The organism is Synechococcus sp. ROS8604 (genome assembly GCF_014279655.1).
Lineage (GTDB): Bacteria > Cyanobacteriota > Cyanobacteriia > PCC-6307 > Cyanobiaceae > Synechococcus_C.
Genome location: NZ_CP047946.1, coordinates 2,551,247 through 2,566,397, shown reverse-complemented (window position 1 = coordinate 2,566,397; position 15,151 = coordinate 2,551,247). Strand labels below are relative to the sequence as shown.

Sequence of the window (15,151 nt, the reverse complement as noted above, 5' to 3'; positions counted from 1 at the left end):
ATCACTTGGTATCAAATTACACACGACGCCTAGCGTCTCGATACCTCAATTTTTTGGTGTGAGGACCGAAAATGAAACTTTTCCATCAACTGCTGGTGGCCCCAGCTGCCCTGGGCCTTCTGGCGCCTGTGGCTGCTAACGCCACTGAGCTGAACATCAACGGTGTGTCTGACTACGCCGCTACTGGCGAGCAAGTCACCAGCATCACTCAGTTTTCTGACGTTTACCCAACCGACTGGGCTTATCAGGCACTCAGCAACCTGATCGAGCGCTACGGCTGTGTTGCTGGTTATCCCAACGGCACCTACCGCGGTAACAGGGCGATGACCCGCTTTGAAGCGGCTGCTCTGTTGAACGCCTGTCTCGACCGCGTCACCGAAGTGACCGACGAGCTCAAGCGCCTGATGAAAGAGTTTGAAAAGGAACTCGCCATCCTCAAGGGCCGTGTTGACGGACTTGAGGCCCGCGTTGGCGAACTGGAAGCCACTCAGTTCTCCACCACCACCAAGCTGAAAGGTGTAGCCACCTTCGTGATCGGTGCTAACAGCTTCGGTGGCGACGCCAAGCAAGGTGTACTGGATGCGGTTTTTAGCACCAATGCTTCAGTGCGCGATGGAAACTTCCAAGATGGAATAGATTCATCAGGCTGGAGATCTGGCGGCGCTGGTACCAAGCGTGCTGATGCTGCTGCAGCTTCATCAGGAGGTACAAGTTTCAATTACGACCTTAAGTTGTTCCTTGATACCAGCTTCACTGGCAAGGATTTGCTTCGTACCGTTCTGCGCTCAGGCAACTTCGCTAACTCTGCTTTTGGTGGAGATGGCTATGTCGGCTTGGACGCACTTGAGGTTGCTTTCCAAGAGAATTCTGGTCCGAACAGCGTTGGCGTGAACCGCCTTTGGTATCAGTTCCCCGTTGGTAGCAGCTTCACTGCAACCGTTGGTGGTGTGGTTCGTCAGGACGACATGCTGGCTGTATGGCCTAGTGCTTATCCAGCTGACACGATTCTCGACTTCTTCACCTACGCCGGTGCTCCTTCTACCTACAACCTTGCACTGGGTGCTGGTGGTGGTTTGAGCTGGGAATCTAATGATTTCAGCATTAGTGCCAACTATGTGAGCACGAATGGTTCATTCTCTGATCCCAACGAGGGTGGTATCGCCACTGATGGTGCCGGTTCCAACGGTACTGTTCAGATCGCCTACGCTCCCGAGAATTGGGGCTTAGCAGCTGCTTACACGTATTCTTCCAAGAATTCCACAAGTGTTGGTCAGCTCAACGGAACACCTCTTTCGGCTGCATTCACCAACGCTGGTAATACATCTTCTGTTGGCCTGAGTGCATGGTGGTCTCCTGAAGAAGCAGGTTGGTTCCCTTCAATCAGTGCTGGTTACGGTTACAACAGCCTTACCGACGGTGACGACACGTTTGTGTTCCGTTCTGCAACAACGCAGTCTTGGTACGTGGGTCTTCAGTGGGCCGATGCCTTCTTGAAAGGCAACACCTTGGGTATGGCCGTTGGTCAGCCATCCTTCGTGACTGACGTCTCCTACCGCAACGACTTTGACGAAAAGTCCAATTTCGTTGCTGACGGCAACTACGCTTGGGAGTGGTGGTACCAGTTCCAAGTCACCGACAACATCTCTGTGACTCCTGCGATCTACTACCTCAGCCGCCCTTACGGCGATCTGACTAATGGTCGTGGCCGCGCCTTCGGTGGTAATCGTAACAACGATGACACCTTCAACAACTTCGGTGGCCTCCTGAAGACCACCTTCAAGTTCTGATCACTTAAAGCTTGATCCCTCTTGGGAGGGATCTCCTTGTTGACTTGTCTCCCATATTGCAGATGCAATATGGGATTTTTTTATGGAGATTTTGTTCCTAAACTGATCTCTTTTGGGGCATGCCTCAGGCGTGAAAGTCTTTTTTATGTAGATTTCTGTTTGTGTCTTAGACCACAAAGACTCCGCGGCGTCATCTGATTGGATAAAAGCATGCCAATTGCTCCTGATATCACCCATCTGGTGGGTCATACTCCGCTTGTACGTCTCAACCGGCTTCCCGAGCGCAGTGGTTGCCTGGCTGAATTGGTCGCAAAGCTGGAAAGCTTCAATCCCACGGCTTCGGTGAAGGATCGGATTGCAGGTTCAATGGTTCAGGCTGCTGAACAAGCTGGAACCATCGCTCCAGGACGCACCGTGCTTGTTGAGCCCACCAGTGGAAACACGGGAATCGCTTTAGCGATGGTTGCAGCAGCTCGGGGCTACCGGTTAATCCTCACCTTGCCGGACACCATGAGCACCGAGCGTCGCGCCATGCTCAGGGCCTATGGGGCTGAGTTGCAGCTCACCCCAGGGAATGAAGGAATGCAAGGGGCGTTAGATCTCGCCAAAGAGCTTGTCTCCGAGATCCCCGAGGCTTATCTGCTGCAGCAGTTCAATAATCCTGCAAATCCAGCGGTCCATGCCGCCACCACGGCAGAAGAGATCTGGAGTGATACCGAAGGTGAGATTGATGCTCTTGTGGCTGGAGTCGGGACGGGTGGCACGATCACAGGCTGTGCCGGGGTCCTAAAGCAGCGCAATCCTGACCTAAAAGTGATTGCGGTAGAACCGGCAGCCAGTCCTGTCTTGGCGGGTGGAGCACCGGGCCCCCATCGCATTCAGGGCATTGGTGCTGGTTTTGTTCCCTCTGTCTTTGACCACAGCTTGATTGATGAAATCCTTGGGGTGAGTGATCAAGAAGCGATGGACGTGGGGCGCCGTTTGGCCCGGGAAGAAGGCCTGCTCTCCGGGGTCAGTAGTGGAGCTGCTGTGGCGGCTGCGCTCCGGCTTGGCCAAAGGCCCGAGATGGCAGGGAAAAGGATCGTTGTGATTCTTGCCAGCTTCGGTGAGCGTTATCTGTCCACACCGATGTTCAGTGCTTCGGCTGCTCCAACGGCGTGGCGGGATGGTCAGCTTTGAGCCATTCCCCTCAGCTTGAGGCCAAAGGTGGTGATCCTTATGTGGCGCTCGGGGTGAGTCGTAGCGCCACTGCGGCTGAAATCAAGGCGGCGTATCGCCAACTTGTGAAGAGACATCATCCCGATGCGGGTGGAGATGCCGAACGAATCCTTGTTTTGAATGCTGCTTGGGAGTTGCTTGGCGATCGCGAGCGACGGCGCGCCTTCGACCAGCAACGGTCTCCTAGGGCTGCAGAGAAAGACGAAGCACGCCGCCGTGGCGTAAGAAATGCTCGAGCGAGTCAGGCTGCTCGTCGTGCCTCTGGGCATGGTGCCGCTGAAGATGATGCCCTAGCGAATTGGTTGAAGAAGGTGTACACACCGATTGATCGCATGCTCGGCCAGGTGATCAATCCCTTTGCCAGCGAATTGCGTGAGTTATCGGCAGATCCCTATGACGACCGTTTGATGGAAGGTTTCTGTCATTACCTGGAGCAAAGTCGCAGCAAACTGGACAAGGTGAAAGATCTCTTCCAATCCCTCCCTACGCCCTCATCGGCAAAAGGATTCGGGCTGAGTCTTTATCACTGTCTGTCGGAGGTAGAGGATGCGATTGGCGAATTGGAGCGCTACACGATGGGCTACGTGGATGGTTATCTCCACGATGGTCGTGAGATGTTGCGAGAAGCCAGGCAAAGGCGCAAGCGTCTTCAGGAGGAACGTCGCCGCTTGGAGATCGGTTGATGAAGTCTTGGCAATTTCGGGGGTTGCTGGCTTTGATTTGGCTGCTCTCAACCTTGATCGACAGGGTCTGGTGGCGCAGTGATGGAGGCCTGCCCGCTTGGGATCAGGCGGATTACCTCAACAGTGCTCTTGACCATGGTCGTGCCTTGGCCGCTCTCCCTGGTGGCAGCTGGCAAGGTTGGGGATCTTTATTAGATCTTTCGCCCAAAATCCCCCCCCTGGCCTCACTGGTGAATGGGACGGTGATGGCCTTCGCCGGTGACGGGCCTCAGCAAGCGGCCTGGAGCCTGAGCCTGTGGAATGGACTGTTGCTGTTTGTGGTGGCGTCCTGGGCGCTGGAGTTGCGTCAGCCCTTGAAAGCGGCACGCGAATTTGCCCTGCTTTGCAGCGGTTTCGTCGCGATGGCTCCCCTCCTTCTGGAGCTTCGGACCGATTACGTGCTGGAGCTGCCGCTCACCGCCATGGTCGCCCTAGCGCTCTGGCGTCTTGGTTCTTGGTGGCATCCCGTGCATGGGGGGCGTTGGAGGCAGGCGCTCTGGGCTGCGCTCTCGATCGCGGCGGCGTTGCTCGTGAAGCAAAGCGCGCTGTTGATTCTGATCCCAGTGCTTCTGTTGGTCGTGGTGAGCGTTTCGCTTGGCCGTGGCAGTCGCTTTGTCGCGCGCCGTTGGCAGTTTGTGATGGGCTTGAGTCTCGTGATTGCGGCGCTTTTGCCCTGGTTAAGGCACAACTGGATCACCACCTTGGGTGGCACCAACCGCGCCGTGCTCGAGTCGGCGGCTCTCGAGGGTGATCCCGGGGTGTTGAGTCTGGAGGGGTGGCTTTGGTATGTCCGTCTGCTCCCCGATCAGATTGGTTGGGGGTTGTTATTGCTGGGCGGGAGTGGGGTCATCCTTTGGTCTTGGCAGCGTCACACTCGCAACGGCGATGAGGGGCTTGCATGGCGTTGGTTGATCCTCAGCCTCATGGCGGGTTGGATTTTTACCCATCTCAGCCCCAACAAGGACGACCGCTACATCGCCCCCTTGCTGCCCATGCTCCTGATTCTGTTGACGCGTGGCGTTTGGCAGTGGGGCCTCTGGGTCAAACAGCGCTGGCCGGCGCCTTTCAGTTGGTTGCCCGGATTGGCTTTGCTGTTGGGTGGTTGCAACATGGTTTGGACGGGGTGGTCCATGCAGACCATGCGCTTGAGCCAAGGCCATCAAGGTCCTTTGGACGCGATTGTGCGTCGGGCTGGCGGCGCAGATCCCCGATCGCAGCCCGTGACGCTGATTGTGGTGCCAAGTACGCCTGATCTCAATCAGCACAATGTGAGCTACTACGGTCGCCGAGCAGGAGGACGGCTGGTTGGCAGGCAATTGGGCAGCAGCAGGTCCGATGTGAAGCCTGTGCTCGAGCAGGCGCAATGGGTGTTGCTGGCGGAAGGAGGTCAGGGCTCGGTGCGAGGCAGTGCTGAAAAACTTGATCTCGCCGTGCGCACGAGCGGAGTGTTTGAGCAGGTTGAAACCTTTCCTAGGCCGCAGGGTGGGACGTATTCACTGTGGCGTCGTGACGCAGGCAGCGTGGACCCTGTGTTCTTTCAGGAACGATTTCCCGCTCTCGCGGCAGGTCTGTCTCAGGGACCTGCGGGTTTAGACGCTGTCTTCAGTTCCATTGCTGTGGAGCACATGCTTGATGGACACTTCCTTTATCGCGACCCGCTGAAGAAGGAGGCTCTAAGCCGTCTCGCTACCAATCCTTCAGACAAAGAAGCGCGCTGGACCTTGGCTCTCCTCGCTGTGTTGGCCAATCGGCCAACAGAGGCGGCCGAGCAGTTTGCTGCTCTGGAAGCTCTGCTTCCTGACAATCCTTGGCCGAGTGCCTATCGAAGTGTCGTGACCCTTGCCGGTTGGAATCCCTGGGGAGCCTCTTTTGTGGCTGCTGCTGCTCGGCAAAAGCATGGCAATCAGCCTGTTTTGGTGGGTTTGGATGCGATCTCTGCTGTGTTGGGTGGGGCGCTCTGGAGGTTGCCAGAGGCAGTGCAGTCACTCCCTGCGGCCGTGCGTGCTGTGGAGAATTCCCTCAACAGTCAGGAAAACACTTCCAATTGAGAGAGCTTCAGCCAGACGTCTGGAACAGGACGCCTCCAGCGCACTTGGCCGTAGTCCCCTTTCACCAAAAGAAGTTCTCCCGGTCCCTCAAAGATGTATTCGGGTGGTCTGGGATCACTGGCTGATGCCTCGACGCTTCCCAGATAGGACGAGCGGTTGACGCGAACCAGCGCCCCCTTTTTGAGCGTTGCCGCTGGTTTGGTGGTTGGGGTGGACTCAGCGGATGGTTCAGCCATGGAGAGACGATCAATCGAAACCAGGCTAAAACCTCCCTACCAACAAGGCTGATGTTTGTCCCACCCTCTTGCCTTGTATTTAGTGGCCTTTGGAGGGCTGCTGCTCGTATCAGTCCTTCTTGACGATCTTGCCGCGCGTATCAGGGTCCCCGGCATCCTCATGGTGCTGGTTTTGGGCCTGCTGATTGAAAACCACATGGGCGTGGTGGGAGGCCAGCAAATCACTCTGCTGAACCTCAATCAAGCGCAGCAGATCAGTCAGGCCGCCCTGGTGCTCGTGCTTTTTTTTGGTGGTCTCACCACCAATTGGTCTGCGGTTCGCGGTGTGATCAAACCTGCTGCGCGTTTGGCCACGGTTGGAGTGGTCATCACAGCGGCCTTGATTGGATGGGCCGGATTCGGACTGAGCGCAGCCAGTGGTGTTGGAACGAATCCAGCAACCCTGCCGCGGGTTCTATTCATTGGAGCCATGGTGGCAAGTACGGACGCCTCTGCCGTTTTGGTCCTTCTCCGTCCCTTGGCTGGGCGATTGCCAAAGCGATTGATTGATTTGATCGAGTGTGAGTCGGGTTTCAACGATCCAATGGCTGTTGTTTTGGCTGGATTGGCGTTGGCTCTAGCCGGTGGAGATGGCGTTGCTGCTGGGGTGTTGGTCACAGATGTCGTCCGCCAGTTTGTGCTCGGGATCTTGCTGGGGTTCATCGGCGGCACCCTCACCCTCCAACTGCTTGGAACGCGTCTCACCCTTAACCATGCCGCCATGCTCCCGGTCGTGAGCTTGGCGTTGCTGATGGTCTTAACCGGTGGAACCTTGTTGCTGGGTGGGAGCCCATTGCTTGCGGCCTATGTGGCGGGCTTAGTGATTGGTAATGGCCCAACCCTGGATCGAACGGCGCTTGCTGGGGCCCATTCCAGTTACGCGAAAATGGCTGAGCTTTTGCTGTTCTTGTGCATGGGGCTTGTCGTTGCCCCGCAGGATGTGGTGTACGCCTCTGGTTGGGCTTTTGTTCTCTTTCTGTTGATGCAGGCGGTGAGATTCCTGATGGTGCATGCCCTGCTTTGGCATACCACCTTCACCAGGCATGAACGAATTTTCGTGAGCTGCGCGGGATTGCGTGGAGCGGTTCCAATCGCACTGGCCATCGATGCCTGGTCGTCTGGCATTCCCTGGGGGGCGTCGATGCCTCCTCTTGCCCTTGCCGTTGTGCTTTGTGGCCTGTTTTTTCAGGGCTTTGCGCTTGTTCCGTTGGCTGAACGCATGAATCTCACGCTGCCCTCTCGGCAACATGATCCGGACGCTGCTGCCTAGCCTCTCGAAGCAGACAAGATGGATCCACCATGCGACTTTTGCTGATCGGATGCACCGGACTGGTCGGTCGTGCCTTGGTTCCCATGCTTCAAAGCGCTGGGCACGAACTCACCATCGTGAGTCGTCGGTCAGCTCCGGCCGGACTTCCTCCTCGTTGCCTCACAGGCTTGTCGTGGGTGCAGTGCAATCCAGCCGATTCGAGCAGTTGGGCGCCATCGAGTCCGCTGCAGCAGGCATTGGCGCAAGCGCAAGGGGTTGTGAACTTGGCAGGGGAACCGATTGCAGAGAAGCGTTGGACTTCAACGCATCTTCAATTGCTGGAAGACAGTCGCCTGCAAACCACTCGCCAGCTTGTGAAGGCGATGAGGGAGTTGGCCCAGCCTCCCAACGTGTTGATCAACGCTTCAGCTGTTGGGTATTACGGAACCAGTGCAGACCAGTGTTTTGAAGAATCCAGCCCTTGTGGCGACGATGTGCTTGCTGGGCTGTGCCAACACTGGGAAGCGGCAGCGGCGGACAAGCCTGACGCCACGCGATTGGTGGTATTGCGCATCGGGATCGTGCTGGCGGCCGATGGTGGTGCGCTAGGCAAAATGCTGCCGATCTTCCGGATCGGTTTCGGTGGACCGATTGGAACAGGTCGTCAGTGGATGAGCTGGATTGAGCGCAGCGACCTTTGTCGGATGATCCTTGCTTCTGTGGAGAATGATGTTTGGTCGGGGGCCGTGAATGCCGTGGCTCCAACGCCGGTCACGATGGCCACATTTTCGGCAAGTCTGGGTCGTTGTTTGGGGCGTCCAAGCCTGCTGCCGGTCCCCGGCCCACTCTTGAAATTGTTGCTTGGCGATGGAGCGAGGGTGGTGCTGGAAGGACAGCGGGTCCAGTCAGCACGTCAAGCCGCGTTGGACTTCAGCTGTCGTTTCTCTGAGCTGCCTGCTGCATTCGACGCTGCCACCAGCTCCACAGCCCGTTGATCAGGGCGGCTGCCATCAGGACTCCAATCGCTGGGGTGAAGAGGGGGTCCCAGAGCCGCTGAAATTGCTGCATGGGCGCTTTGAGGCCTTGTCCGTCTGCGATGACGGCCACGGCAAACCAAACCGCACCCCCCAAGACTAGAAACACATCCACAACGAGGAGCCGATCCAGCCAGCTTTTCCATGGGGGTTCAAGGTTTTTTGATGTCATCTAGCTCTTTCCCAGCAGCCCACTGATCCAGTCAGCCATTTTGCTGCCTCCGCCTTGGGGGCCCAACCGTTGCATCGCTTGTTCCCGACAATCACGACGAAGGTCTGGGTCATTCACGCTTCGTTCCAGCAGTTCGACCGCCAGTTTGGCTGTTGCTTTTAGACGTTGCTCTCCTTCATCAGGGGCCGCAGCACAAAAAACGGTTGGACCAAGCAACCGTCGCTGAGCTTCCGCGAAGCCAGCGGTGAATTGGGGCCCTTGGCCAGGGAGTTGCAGCACTGGCTTGGCCATGCCCACGGCCTGCTCAGCCGCGGTGCCGGCCATACATAGCAAGAGGTCTGAGCCGAGAAGCACGGAGTTAAAACCCTGCCGTCTCACCTGAATCTGCCGCCCGTCCTTCTCCAAGCGTGCTGGAAAGCTGCCTTGCTCCCGAACAAGAGACCAGCCATGGGACTGGGCAAGGTTGTGCAAGGGGTCATCTCCGAGCGCTCCAACGAGTGCTAGATCGATTTCAAGCGCCCCAGGCCTGTGCTGCGAGAGCGGGATCTGGTCGATCACGCCTAGAAGCAGCAGCAGATTGTGTTCCAGCTCTGGTCGACGGCTGCCGGGCAAGAGCCCCAGACGTCTTTTGGCGTAGGGAAGGCGCTGGCTAGGGCTCAACACAGAATCCATAAAAGGATTGCCCACGAACACCACCTCGCGCTTCAGCTGTTCGCTGAGATCCAAGGCTGTGAGGGCATCGCGACTGAACACCGCTTTAAACCGCTGAGACTTGAGGCAGCTTCCGCAGGGCCATGGCAGTCGCAATCGACCCTCGTAATGACTGGAGTAAGCCACCAGATACGTCGCCACGGGCCGGTGGCAGAGCCATGCCGCCATCACGGGGATGACATCCCCGATCACTACCACCAAGTCATAACGGCCTGCGTTGCGAAGCAACCTGAGTAGGCGGCTTAGAAGATAGATCACCTGACCCTGGATCAGCTCCGTGAGGCGCCCTCGAAAGGTTGTGTAGCCAAGCCCACCCGTGCTGAATTCACGCGTACGACCCACCAGCGGTATGGCTGCTTCGCTGTAGGGATTGCCGCGACCCACCAGGGGCAGTGCTTCCACGGAGTGCCCTTGCGCTTTCAAGGCTTGTCCAAGCAAAGCACCCGAGAGGTCTTCGCCATGACCATTGCTTAAAAGCAGCAGCCGAGCCACGTCAGAGCTCCAACCAACTCTTCACTTTGAGAAGGGCGGGCCAGTCCGGCCGACGTTTAAAGCCATCATTGATCGACTCTTTCAGCTCATTTCCCATTTCGGGAGCAACCGCTAAGACCTGTTGCACGACAGCAATTTGATCACGAACGCCCTTCGCTTTGGTTTCCAGCATGGCCAGGGTCAGATTGATCCGAGCCTGAGGATCCTGACCATTGAGCTTTACCGCCAACCGAGCAGAACGCAACGCATCGTCTGGCCTATCGCAGAGCAACAGAAGCCAAGCCAAGCAGGTCCAGCCAGACGATTGCCGGGGTGCGGCTTCGGTGATCGCGACAAAATCATCGATCAACTCTGCCGCTGGTGCTCCACTTTGATAACGGGCCATCGCCTGCTCGAACAGGCTGGATTCCTGAGATTCCTGGGACTCCATTGCTGATTCTGATTCTCTGGAAATTGTCATCAGATTCCCACGCGGTGTCGCTCAGACCGCAAAGGAGCTCCCGCATCCACAGGTTTGGGTGGCATTGGGATTGGTGAAATTGAACCCGCCCCCAATCAGGGCCGTGCTGAAATCCAGCTGCATGCCATAGATGTAGAGCAGGCTTTTGGGATCACAGACCACCCGAAAGGCGGCACCCGAGGGGGCGGCATAGTCGTAAACCTCATCGCCTTCCTCAATCTCAGAGGCGGGCACAAAGTCCATGGTGTAGCTCATGCCGCTGCAACCGCCAGAGCGCACACCAACACGAAGGATTTGCTCATCTCCTTGCTCTCGGCAGAGCTTCGAGAGTTGAAGCATTGCTGGATCCGTGATCTGAATGCCTTTTCCACCTTTGGCTGTGTGGGTCGCAGTACTGGGGGTGGAGGTGGTCATGGGTCAAGAGTCCAGCTGGCCTGCCGTCACTGTATTGAACCCGCGCGTCTCTTGCTTAAAGCAGTTGAGGCGTTCGGATTCATAGAGTCATTGAATTATTGGTAGAAGTGCTGGTGCAGGTCGCGATTGTGGGCTCAGGACTGGCCGGCCTAGCCGCTGCCGTCGACCTCGTGGACGCAGGTCACAAGGTGGATCTGTACGAAGCGCGCCCGTTCATGGGCGGCAAAGTCGGCAGCTGGGTGGATGAAAACGACAATCACATCGAGATGGGATTGCATGTGTTCTTTTTCAATTACGCCAATCTCTTTGCTCTTATGCGCAAGGTGGGCGCGATTGATAATTTGCTGCCAAAAGATCACACTCACCTGTTTGTGAATAGCGGCGGTGATCTGCGGGAACTGGATTTCCGTTTCCCGATTGGTGCTCCATTCAATGGACTCAAGGCTTTTTTTACGACTCCGCAGCTGACCTGGATCGACAAGTTGCGTAATGCATTGGCCTTAGGCACCAGTCCAATTGTGCGTGGCCTTGTGGATTACGAAGGGGCGATGCGCACGATTCGTGCCCTGGATTCCGTGAGTTTCCAGACCTGGTTTGTCAGCCATGGCGGCAGCTTGGAGAGCATTCGCAGGATGTGGAATCCGATTGCTTACGCTTTGGGCTTTATCGATTGCGAAGCCATTTCGGCGCGCTGCATGTTGACCATTTTTATGATGTTTGCCTCCAAAACAGAGGCTTCAAAACTCAATTTGCTGAAAGGTTCTCCGCATCGCTGGCTCACGGGGCCGATTTTGGAATACATCCAAGAACGAGGCGCCACGTTGCATCTTCGCCACCGCGTGAAGGAGGTGCATTACGAGGAGGGTGAGACCCCGAAGGTGACCTCCCTCACCCTGAGCACTCCCGAGGGTGAGTGCAATGTTCAGGCGGATGTGTATTTGGCGGCCTGTGATGTTCCAGGGATCCAGCGCCTTCTTCCCGATGCATGGCGTAAGCATGAGCAATTCGATGCCATTCATCGTTTGGAAGCTGTTCCGGTCGCCACGGTGCAGTTGCGCTACGACGGATGGGTGACGGAATTGGCGGACGGAGATATGGCAGACACGCGCCGGAAGGATCTGTCCCATCCCATTGGTTTGAACAATTTGCTCTATACCGCTGACGCAGACTTCAGTTGTTTTGCGGATTTGGCATTGGCGAGTCCTGAGGATTACCGAAAGCCAGGAGAAGGATCGTTGCTGCAGTGCGTCCTGACCCCAGGCGACCCTTGGATTCCAAAATCAGTTAATGACATCGTTGCCCACACCGATGCTCAGGTGCGCAAACTCTTCCCATCAGCGCAGCACTTGAACCTCACTTGGAGCCATGTTGTGAAGTTGGCTCAGTCTCTGTATCGAGAGGCCCCTGGAATGGAGCCCTATCGCCCTGATCAACGCACACCGGTCAGCAATTTTTTCCTTGCTGGTAGTTACACCCGACAGGACTACATCGATTCCATGGAGGGAGCCACGATGAGTGGTCATCTTGCTGCTGCAGCCATTCTTGGCACGTCGGCAAAGTTGGCCACAAACGCCGCGGTGGCCTGAACCGATGGGACGTTGGCTCGACCACACGGTAACCACCGAAGTTCAAGCACCTGTCGATCAGGTGTGGACTGTTTGGAGTGATCTCGAAGCGATGCCTCGCTGGATGCGCTGGATTGAATCCGTGAAGACCCGAGAAGACCCGGACCTAACGGATTGGACTTTGGCAGCCCAAGGTTTTCGTTTTCAATGGAAAGCGCGGATCACCAGCCGCATCGAACAGCAGCAACTGCTGTGGGAATCGGTGGGGGGACTCCCCACCAAAGGTGGCGTTCGGTTCTATCAAGAGCAGCCAGAGCTCACAGCTGTGAAGCTGAGCGTGAGCTACGAACTTCCTGGAGTCTTGGCACCGTTGATGGAACCGAGCATCCTGGGAGGGATCGTTACCAAGGAGCTCCAGGCAAACCTTGATCGTTTTAGGGATTTGGTGGAAAGCGGTTACTCACCACGGTCGGAGCCTTGAGTTGCGTCAAGTCTCGAGCTTTGCCCTTTCAACGCTGATGTTCGGGGCGTTGATCGCTGGATGTTCCGCTGATCCAACGGATGTCAGCCAATCCAGTGAAGTGAATGCACCCCCCTTGCAGTTCCCTGAGGAGACGGTTGAGCCGTCCCTCCCTCCAACAGCTTTAACCGTTTTACCCAGTGTTGATGAGGTGCTCGTCTCCGTTCCAGAGGGGCGCACCGATCCCTTTGCCCCTTTCCCGCAACGCACCTCTGGGCCCGATCTCGGTGCCGCGGGAGATCAGGACTGGAAGGTCCTTGGTGTGCTCTCTGTGGCTGATCAATTGCGTGCACTGATCAGCACGACTGAGGGATCGGGAGTGGTGTGTCTGGGGGCAGGAGGCCGTTGCCCTGGCGAGGCTCAGCAGCTTTTCCCGATGGACGTTGAGGTGCAAACCATCAACATCCGTACGGGCTGCCTAACCGTGCTTCAGGCCGGGAGATCTCAGCGGGTTTGCATCACCTGAAGGCAGGCTTGGGTCAAACCATCGAGATCATGGGGGTTGGCTTCCTGGTCGACCCGTCCGAATTGTTCAAGGCAATGTCGGCTGGTCTGGGGGCCAATCGAGACCAGGGCTACGGAGCGCATGGCTCGAGCTGCTAGTTCAGCTCCCAATCTTTGCTCTAGCAGTGCCGCTGTATGGAGCACGGTTTTCCCACTGCTGAATGTGATGGCATCCACCTCCCCTGAGGCCAAGGCTGTGGCCGTCGTGTCGGGGATGTCGGCTGGACAGCGGGATTCGTAGGCAGGCACCTCTACCACCCTGGCGCCCGCCTCTCCAAAGGCTTCAGCGAGCAGCGTGCGGCCACCACTTTGCACTCTTGGCAGCAGGAGTCTTAGTCCCCAACCTGAAACAGGAAAGTGTTCGATCAGGCTGTCTGCCACGAAATCTGGTGGCACGAAATCAGCGGGGGCTCCCAGTTGCTCCAGAACGCGTGCGGTCTTGCGTCCAACAGCAGCAATACGGAGACCGGCAGGCCTACGGCCCAGGCTGCTTCCCTGTAGCCGCAGACGTTCATCAACGGCTTGCACCCCATTGGCACTGGAGAAGACCACCCAGTGGAACTCATCCAATTCAGCCAGGGCATCATCCAAAGGTCCCCATTCATCGGGAGGGCCGATTTCCAAAGCCGGTAGGTCGAGCACCCTGGCACCCTCTTGTTCCAAAAGTTTCCGGGCTTCCCCCAGTTGTTCACGAGCCCTGGTGACGACGATGGTGCGCCCCTGCAGACCGGGACTGCTTCCGGCAATCATGCATTCACCTCATTCAGTTTCACCAGTCCGCTTACCTGCTGTTCCAAGGCTCTTGCCTGGTCTCCTTTCCTCTGGCTGTTGAGCAGGGCGATCGCCGTTCGGAACGAGGCTCTCGCCCCGTCGATGTCTCCACCGACGAGCCTTGCAACAGCAAGGTTCTGATGGCATTCGGCATGGCTGGGTTCCAGGCTGATCGCTCGTTCATAGGACTGCAACGCGTCCTTGATCTCACCCTTGCGGCGTTGCATCAGCCCCAGGTTGTACCAGGCAAGGGCTACTTCCGGAGCGCGTTGGCATGCCGTTTTGGTGAGTTGGATGGCCTCATCGAGCTTGTTGGTTTGCAACAGCAGGGCGGCCAAATTCAACCTGGCGCCAAGGCCAAGACGGACGTCCAAAGCTTGCGCTAGGGCTTGTTTGTAGAACGCGATGGCCTGGTCGGTGTCCTCCGCGCTCAGGGCAATGCCCAGATGGAGCAACAGCTCGTAGCGTTCTGCAGCGTGCTCTTCACCTTCGCCAAGGTTGGCAAGCCCTTCGCGCAACAGGGCGATGCCTTGAACCCGATCCCCATCTGCCACCTCGAGGGCCCCGAGCTTGGCGCAGGCGTAGGGATGTCCTGGCTCCTGTTCCAGCCATTCCTGCATGGACCGGCGGAGACGGGCAGCCTTATCCGTTCCTTGCAGTAGCTCCGGCCGGTAACCGTCGTGAAGCAGTGCTGGCTCTGGGCAGTCGGCGATCCGCCAGTGGGGTTCGTCCTTGAGCAGTTCGCGCACACTGTCATCCACCATCGAGTGATACGGGCGGCTCCAGCAAATGCGGGGATGGCGGCGGAACAGGCGACTCACGCTGGAATAAGGGGCCATGGCAGCACCCTGCTCATGGCGCAACAGGTTGATCACCAGCACATCAGGTTGGGCCATGAGCGCCTTGAGCGCAGGAATCGCTTCAGCTCTTAGGCATTCATCCGCATCAAGCACGAGCACCCAGTCGCCAGTCACAAATTCCAGGGCGGCATTACGAGCTGGAGCGAAATCGCCTGGCCAAGGCAACTGTTCGACCCGTGCACCTGCCGCCTTCGCGATGGCCATGGTCTGATCGGTCGAGCCCGTGTCAACGATGACCATTTCATCGGCGAAGGCTTTTACGGAGTCCAGGCAGGCTCCTAGCCGCTCTTGCTCGTTGCGCACGATCATGGAGAGGCTGAGCATGGTCTTGGGCACAATTGGGGCAGAG

Annotated in this window: 16 protein-coding genes; 9 read left to right on the top strand and 7 right to left on the bottom strand. The window is 57.3% G+C overall.

Annotated features, from left to right (window positions below):
- Positions 1-71: 71 nt before the first annotated feature.
- The 4 genes from SynROS8604_RS13925 (at position 72) to SynROS8604_RS13910 (ending at position 5,775) form a co-directional block, all read left to right on the top strand.
- Complete coding sequence (locus SynROS8604_RS13925; RefSeq protein ID WP_186544431.1) at positions 72-1,787, top strand: iron uptake porin; 1,716 nt, start codon at positions 72-74, stop codon at positions 1,785-1,787.
- A gap of 210 nt (positions 1,788-1,997) precedes the next feature.
- Positions 1,998-2,966 carry a cysteine synthase A gene (gene cysK, locus SynROS8604_RS13920; protein ID WP_186544430.1) on the top strand — a complete coding sequence of 323 codons (969 nt, stop codon included), beginning with the start codon at positions 1,998-2,000 and terminating at the stop codon, positions 2,964-2,966.
- Complete coding sequence (locus SynROS8604_RS13915; protein WP_255445080.1) at positions 2,963-3,688, top strand: J domain-containing protein; 726 nt, start codon at positions 2,963-2,965, stop codon at positions 3,686-3,688. Before cysK ends, SynROS8604_RS13915 begins: the two co-directional genes overlap by 4 nt.
- Positions 3,688-5,775, top strand: coding sequence for a phospholipid carrier-dependent glycosyltransferase (locus SynROS8604_RS13910; protein ID WP_186544428.1), 2,088 nt, complete (start codon positions 3,688-3,690; stop codon positions 5,773-5,775). The genes SynROS8604_RS13915 and SynROS8604_RS13910 overlap by 1 nt, the downstream gene beginning before the upstream one ends.
- On the opposite strand, the gene SynROS8604_RS13905 is transcribed toward SynROS8604_RS13910, so the two are convergent.
- The gene (locus tag SynROS8604_RS13905) at positions 5,754-6,011 is read right to left on the bottom strand and encodes an NAD(P)H-quinone oxidoreductase subunit O (protein WP_186544427.1); all 258 of its coding nucleotides are present in this window, start codon (positions 6,009-6,011) and stop codon (positions 5,754-5,756) included. The genes SynROS8604_RS13910 and SynROS8604_RS13905 overlap by 22 nt on opposite strands.
- 55 nt (positions 6,012-6,066) lie before the next feature.
- Here SynROS8604_RS13905 and SynROS8604_RS13900 point away from each other — a divergent pair, with 55 nt between their 5' ends.
- Positions 6,067-7,320, top strand: a complete 1,254-nt coding sequence (locus SynROS8604_RS13900) for a cation:proton antiporter (RefSeq protein ID WP_186544426.1) — start codon at positions 6,067-6,069, stop codon at positions 7,318-7,320.
- 29 nt (positions 7,321-7,349) lie between these two features.
- The gene (locus SynROS8604_RS13895; protein ID WP_186544425.1) at positions 7,350-8,294 is read left to right on the top strand and encodes a TIGR01777 family oxidoreductase; all 945 of its coding nucleotides are present in this window, start codon (positions 7,350-7,352) and stop codon (positions 8,292-8,294) included.
- On the opposite strand, the gene SynROS8604_RS13890 is transcribed toward SynROS8604_RS13895, so the two are convergent.
- The 4 genes from SynROS8604_RS13890 to SynROS8604_RS13875 are packed head-to-tail and all read right to left on the bottom strand — an operon-like array spanning position 8,230 to position 10,582.
- Positions 8,230-8,505: a hypothetical protein gene (locus tag SynROS8604_RS13890; protein ID WP_186544424.1), complete on the bottom strand. Its 276-nt coding sequence runs from the start codon at positions 8,503-8,505 to the stop codon at positions 8,230-8,232. The genes SynROS8604_RS13895 and SynROS8604_RS13890 overlap by 65 nt on opposite strands.
- Positions 8,506-9,708 carry a lipid-A-disaccharide synthase-related protein gene (locus tag SynROS8604_RS13885; RefSeq protein WP_186544423.1) on the bottom strand — a complete coding sequence of 401 codons (1,203 nt, stop codon included), beginning with the start codon at positions 9,706-9,708 and terminating at the stop codon, positions 8,506-8,508.
- Between the two features lies 1 nt (position 9,709).
- Positions 9,710-10,138: a hypothetical protein gene (locus tag SynROS8604_RS13880; protein ID WP_186546001.1), complete on the bottom strand. Its 429-nt coding sequence runs from the start codon at positions 10,136-10,138 to the stop codon at positions 9,710-9,712.
- Between the two features lie 51 nt (positions 10,139-10,189).
- Entirely contained in the window at positions 10,190-10,582 is a 393-nt protein-coding gene (locus SynROS8604_RS13875; protein WP_115070966.1) for an iron-sulfur cluster assembly accessory protein, read from the bottom strand.
- A 113-nt stretch (positions 10,583-10,695) separates the two neighbouring features.
- Here SynROS8604_RS13875 and zds point away from each other — a divergent pair, with 113 nt between their 5' ends.
- Genes zds through SynROS8604_RS13860 form a run of 3 tightly spaced genes read left to right on the top strand, consistent with a single transcriptional unit; the run spans position 10,696 to position 13,133 of the window.
- The gene (gene zds, locus SynROS8604_RS13870) at positions 10,696-12,168 is read left to right on the top strand and encodes a 9,9'-di-cis-zeta-carotene desaturase (protein ID WP_186546000.1); all 1,473 of its coding nucleotides are present in this window, start codon (positions 10,696-10,698) and stop codon (positions 12,166-12,168) included.
- A 4-nt stretch (positions 12,169-12,172) separates the two neighbouring features.
- Positions 12,173-12,628, top strand: coding sequence for an SRPBCC family protein (locus SynROS8604_RS13865; RefSeq protein ID WP_006854569.1), 456 nt, complete (start codon positions 12,173-12,175; stop codon positions 12,626-12,628).
- A gap of 1 nt (position 12,629) precedes the next feature.
- Positions 12,630-13,133 carry a hypothetical protein gene (locus SynROS8604_RS13860; protein ID WP_255445079.1) on the top strand — a complete coding sequence of 168 codons (504 nt, stop codon included), beginning with the start codon at positions 12,630-12,632 and terminating at the stop codon, positions 13,131-13,133.
- On the opposite strand, the gene SynROS8604_RS13855 is transcribed toward SynROS8604_RS13860, so the two are convergent.
- Positions 13,112-13,921 (bottom strand): uroporphyrinogen-III synthase, encoded by an 810-nt coding sequence (locus SynROS8604_RS13855; RefSeq protein ID WP_186544422.1) that lies wholly within the window; start codon positions 13,919-13,921, stop codon positions 13,112-13,114. The two genes, SynROS8604_RS13860 and SynROS8604_RS13855, sit on opposite strands and share 22 nt — an antisense overlap.
- Entirely contained in the window at positions 13,918-15,126 is a 1,209-nt protein-coding gene (locus tag SynROS8604_RS13850; protein WP_186544421.1) for a glycosyltransferase family 2 protein, read from the bottom strand. Before SynROS8604_RS13850 ends, SynROS8604_RS13855 begins: the two co-directional genes overlap by 4 nt.
- Positions 15,127-15,151 lie beyond the last annotated feature (25 nt).

Excerpts from the sequence above, each read along its gene's own strand:
- SynROS8604_RS13895 (WP_186544425.1), top strand. The coding sequence starts at position 7,350 with ATGCGACTTTTGCTGATCGGATGCACCGGACTGGTCGGTCGTGCCTTG.
- SynROS8604_RS13850 (WP_186544421.1), bottom strand. The coding sequence starts at position 15,126 with ATGCTCAGCCTCTCCATGATCGTGCGCAACGAGCAAGAGCGGCTAGGA.
- cysK (WP_186544430.1), top strand. The coding sequence starts at position 1,998 with ATGCCAATTGCTCCTGATATCACCCATCTGGTGGGTCATACTCCGCTT.
- SynROS8604_RS13925 (WP_186544431.1), top strand. The coding sequence starts at position 72 with ATGAAACTTTTCCATCAACTGCTGGTGGCCCCAGCTGCCCTGGGCCTT.
- SynROS8604_RS13890 (WP_186544424.1), bottom strand. The coding sequence starts at position 8,505 with ATGACATCAAAAAACCTTGAACCCCCATGGAAAAGCTGGCTGGATCGG.
- SynROS8604_RS13875 (WP_115070966.1), bottom strand. The coding sequence starts at position 10,582 with ATGACCACCTCCACCCCCAGTACTGCGACCCACACAGCCAAAGGTGGA.
- SynROS8604_RS13880 (WP_186546001.1), bottom strand. The coding sequence starts at position 10,138 with ATGGAGTCCCAGGAATCTCAGGAATCCAGCCTGTTCGAGCAGGCGATG.
- SynROS8604_RS13910 (WP_186544428.1), top strand. The coding sequence starts at position 3,688 with ATGAAGTCTTGGCAATTTCGGGGGTTGCTGGCTTTGATTTGGCTGCTC.
- SynROS8604_RS13855 (WP_186544422.1), bottom strand. The coding sequence starts at position 13,921 with ATGATTGCCGGAAGCAGTCCCGGTCTGCAGGGGCGCACCATCGTCGTC.
- SynROS8604_RS13865 (WP_006854569.1), top strand. The coding sequence starts at position 12,173 with ATGGGACGTTGGCTCGACCACACGGTAACCACCGAAGTTCAAGCACCT.
- SynROS8604_RS13905 (WP_186544427.1), bottom strand. The coding sequence starts at position 6,011 with ATGGCTGAACCATCCGCTGAGTCCACCCCAACCACCAAACCAGCGGCA.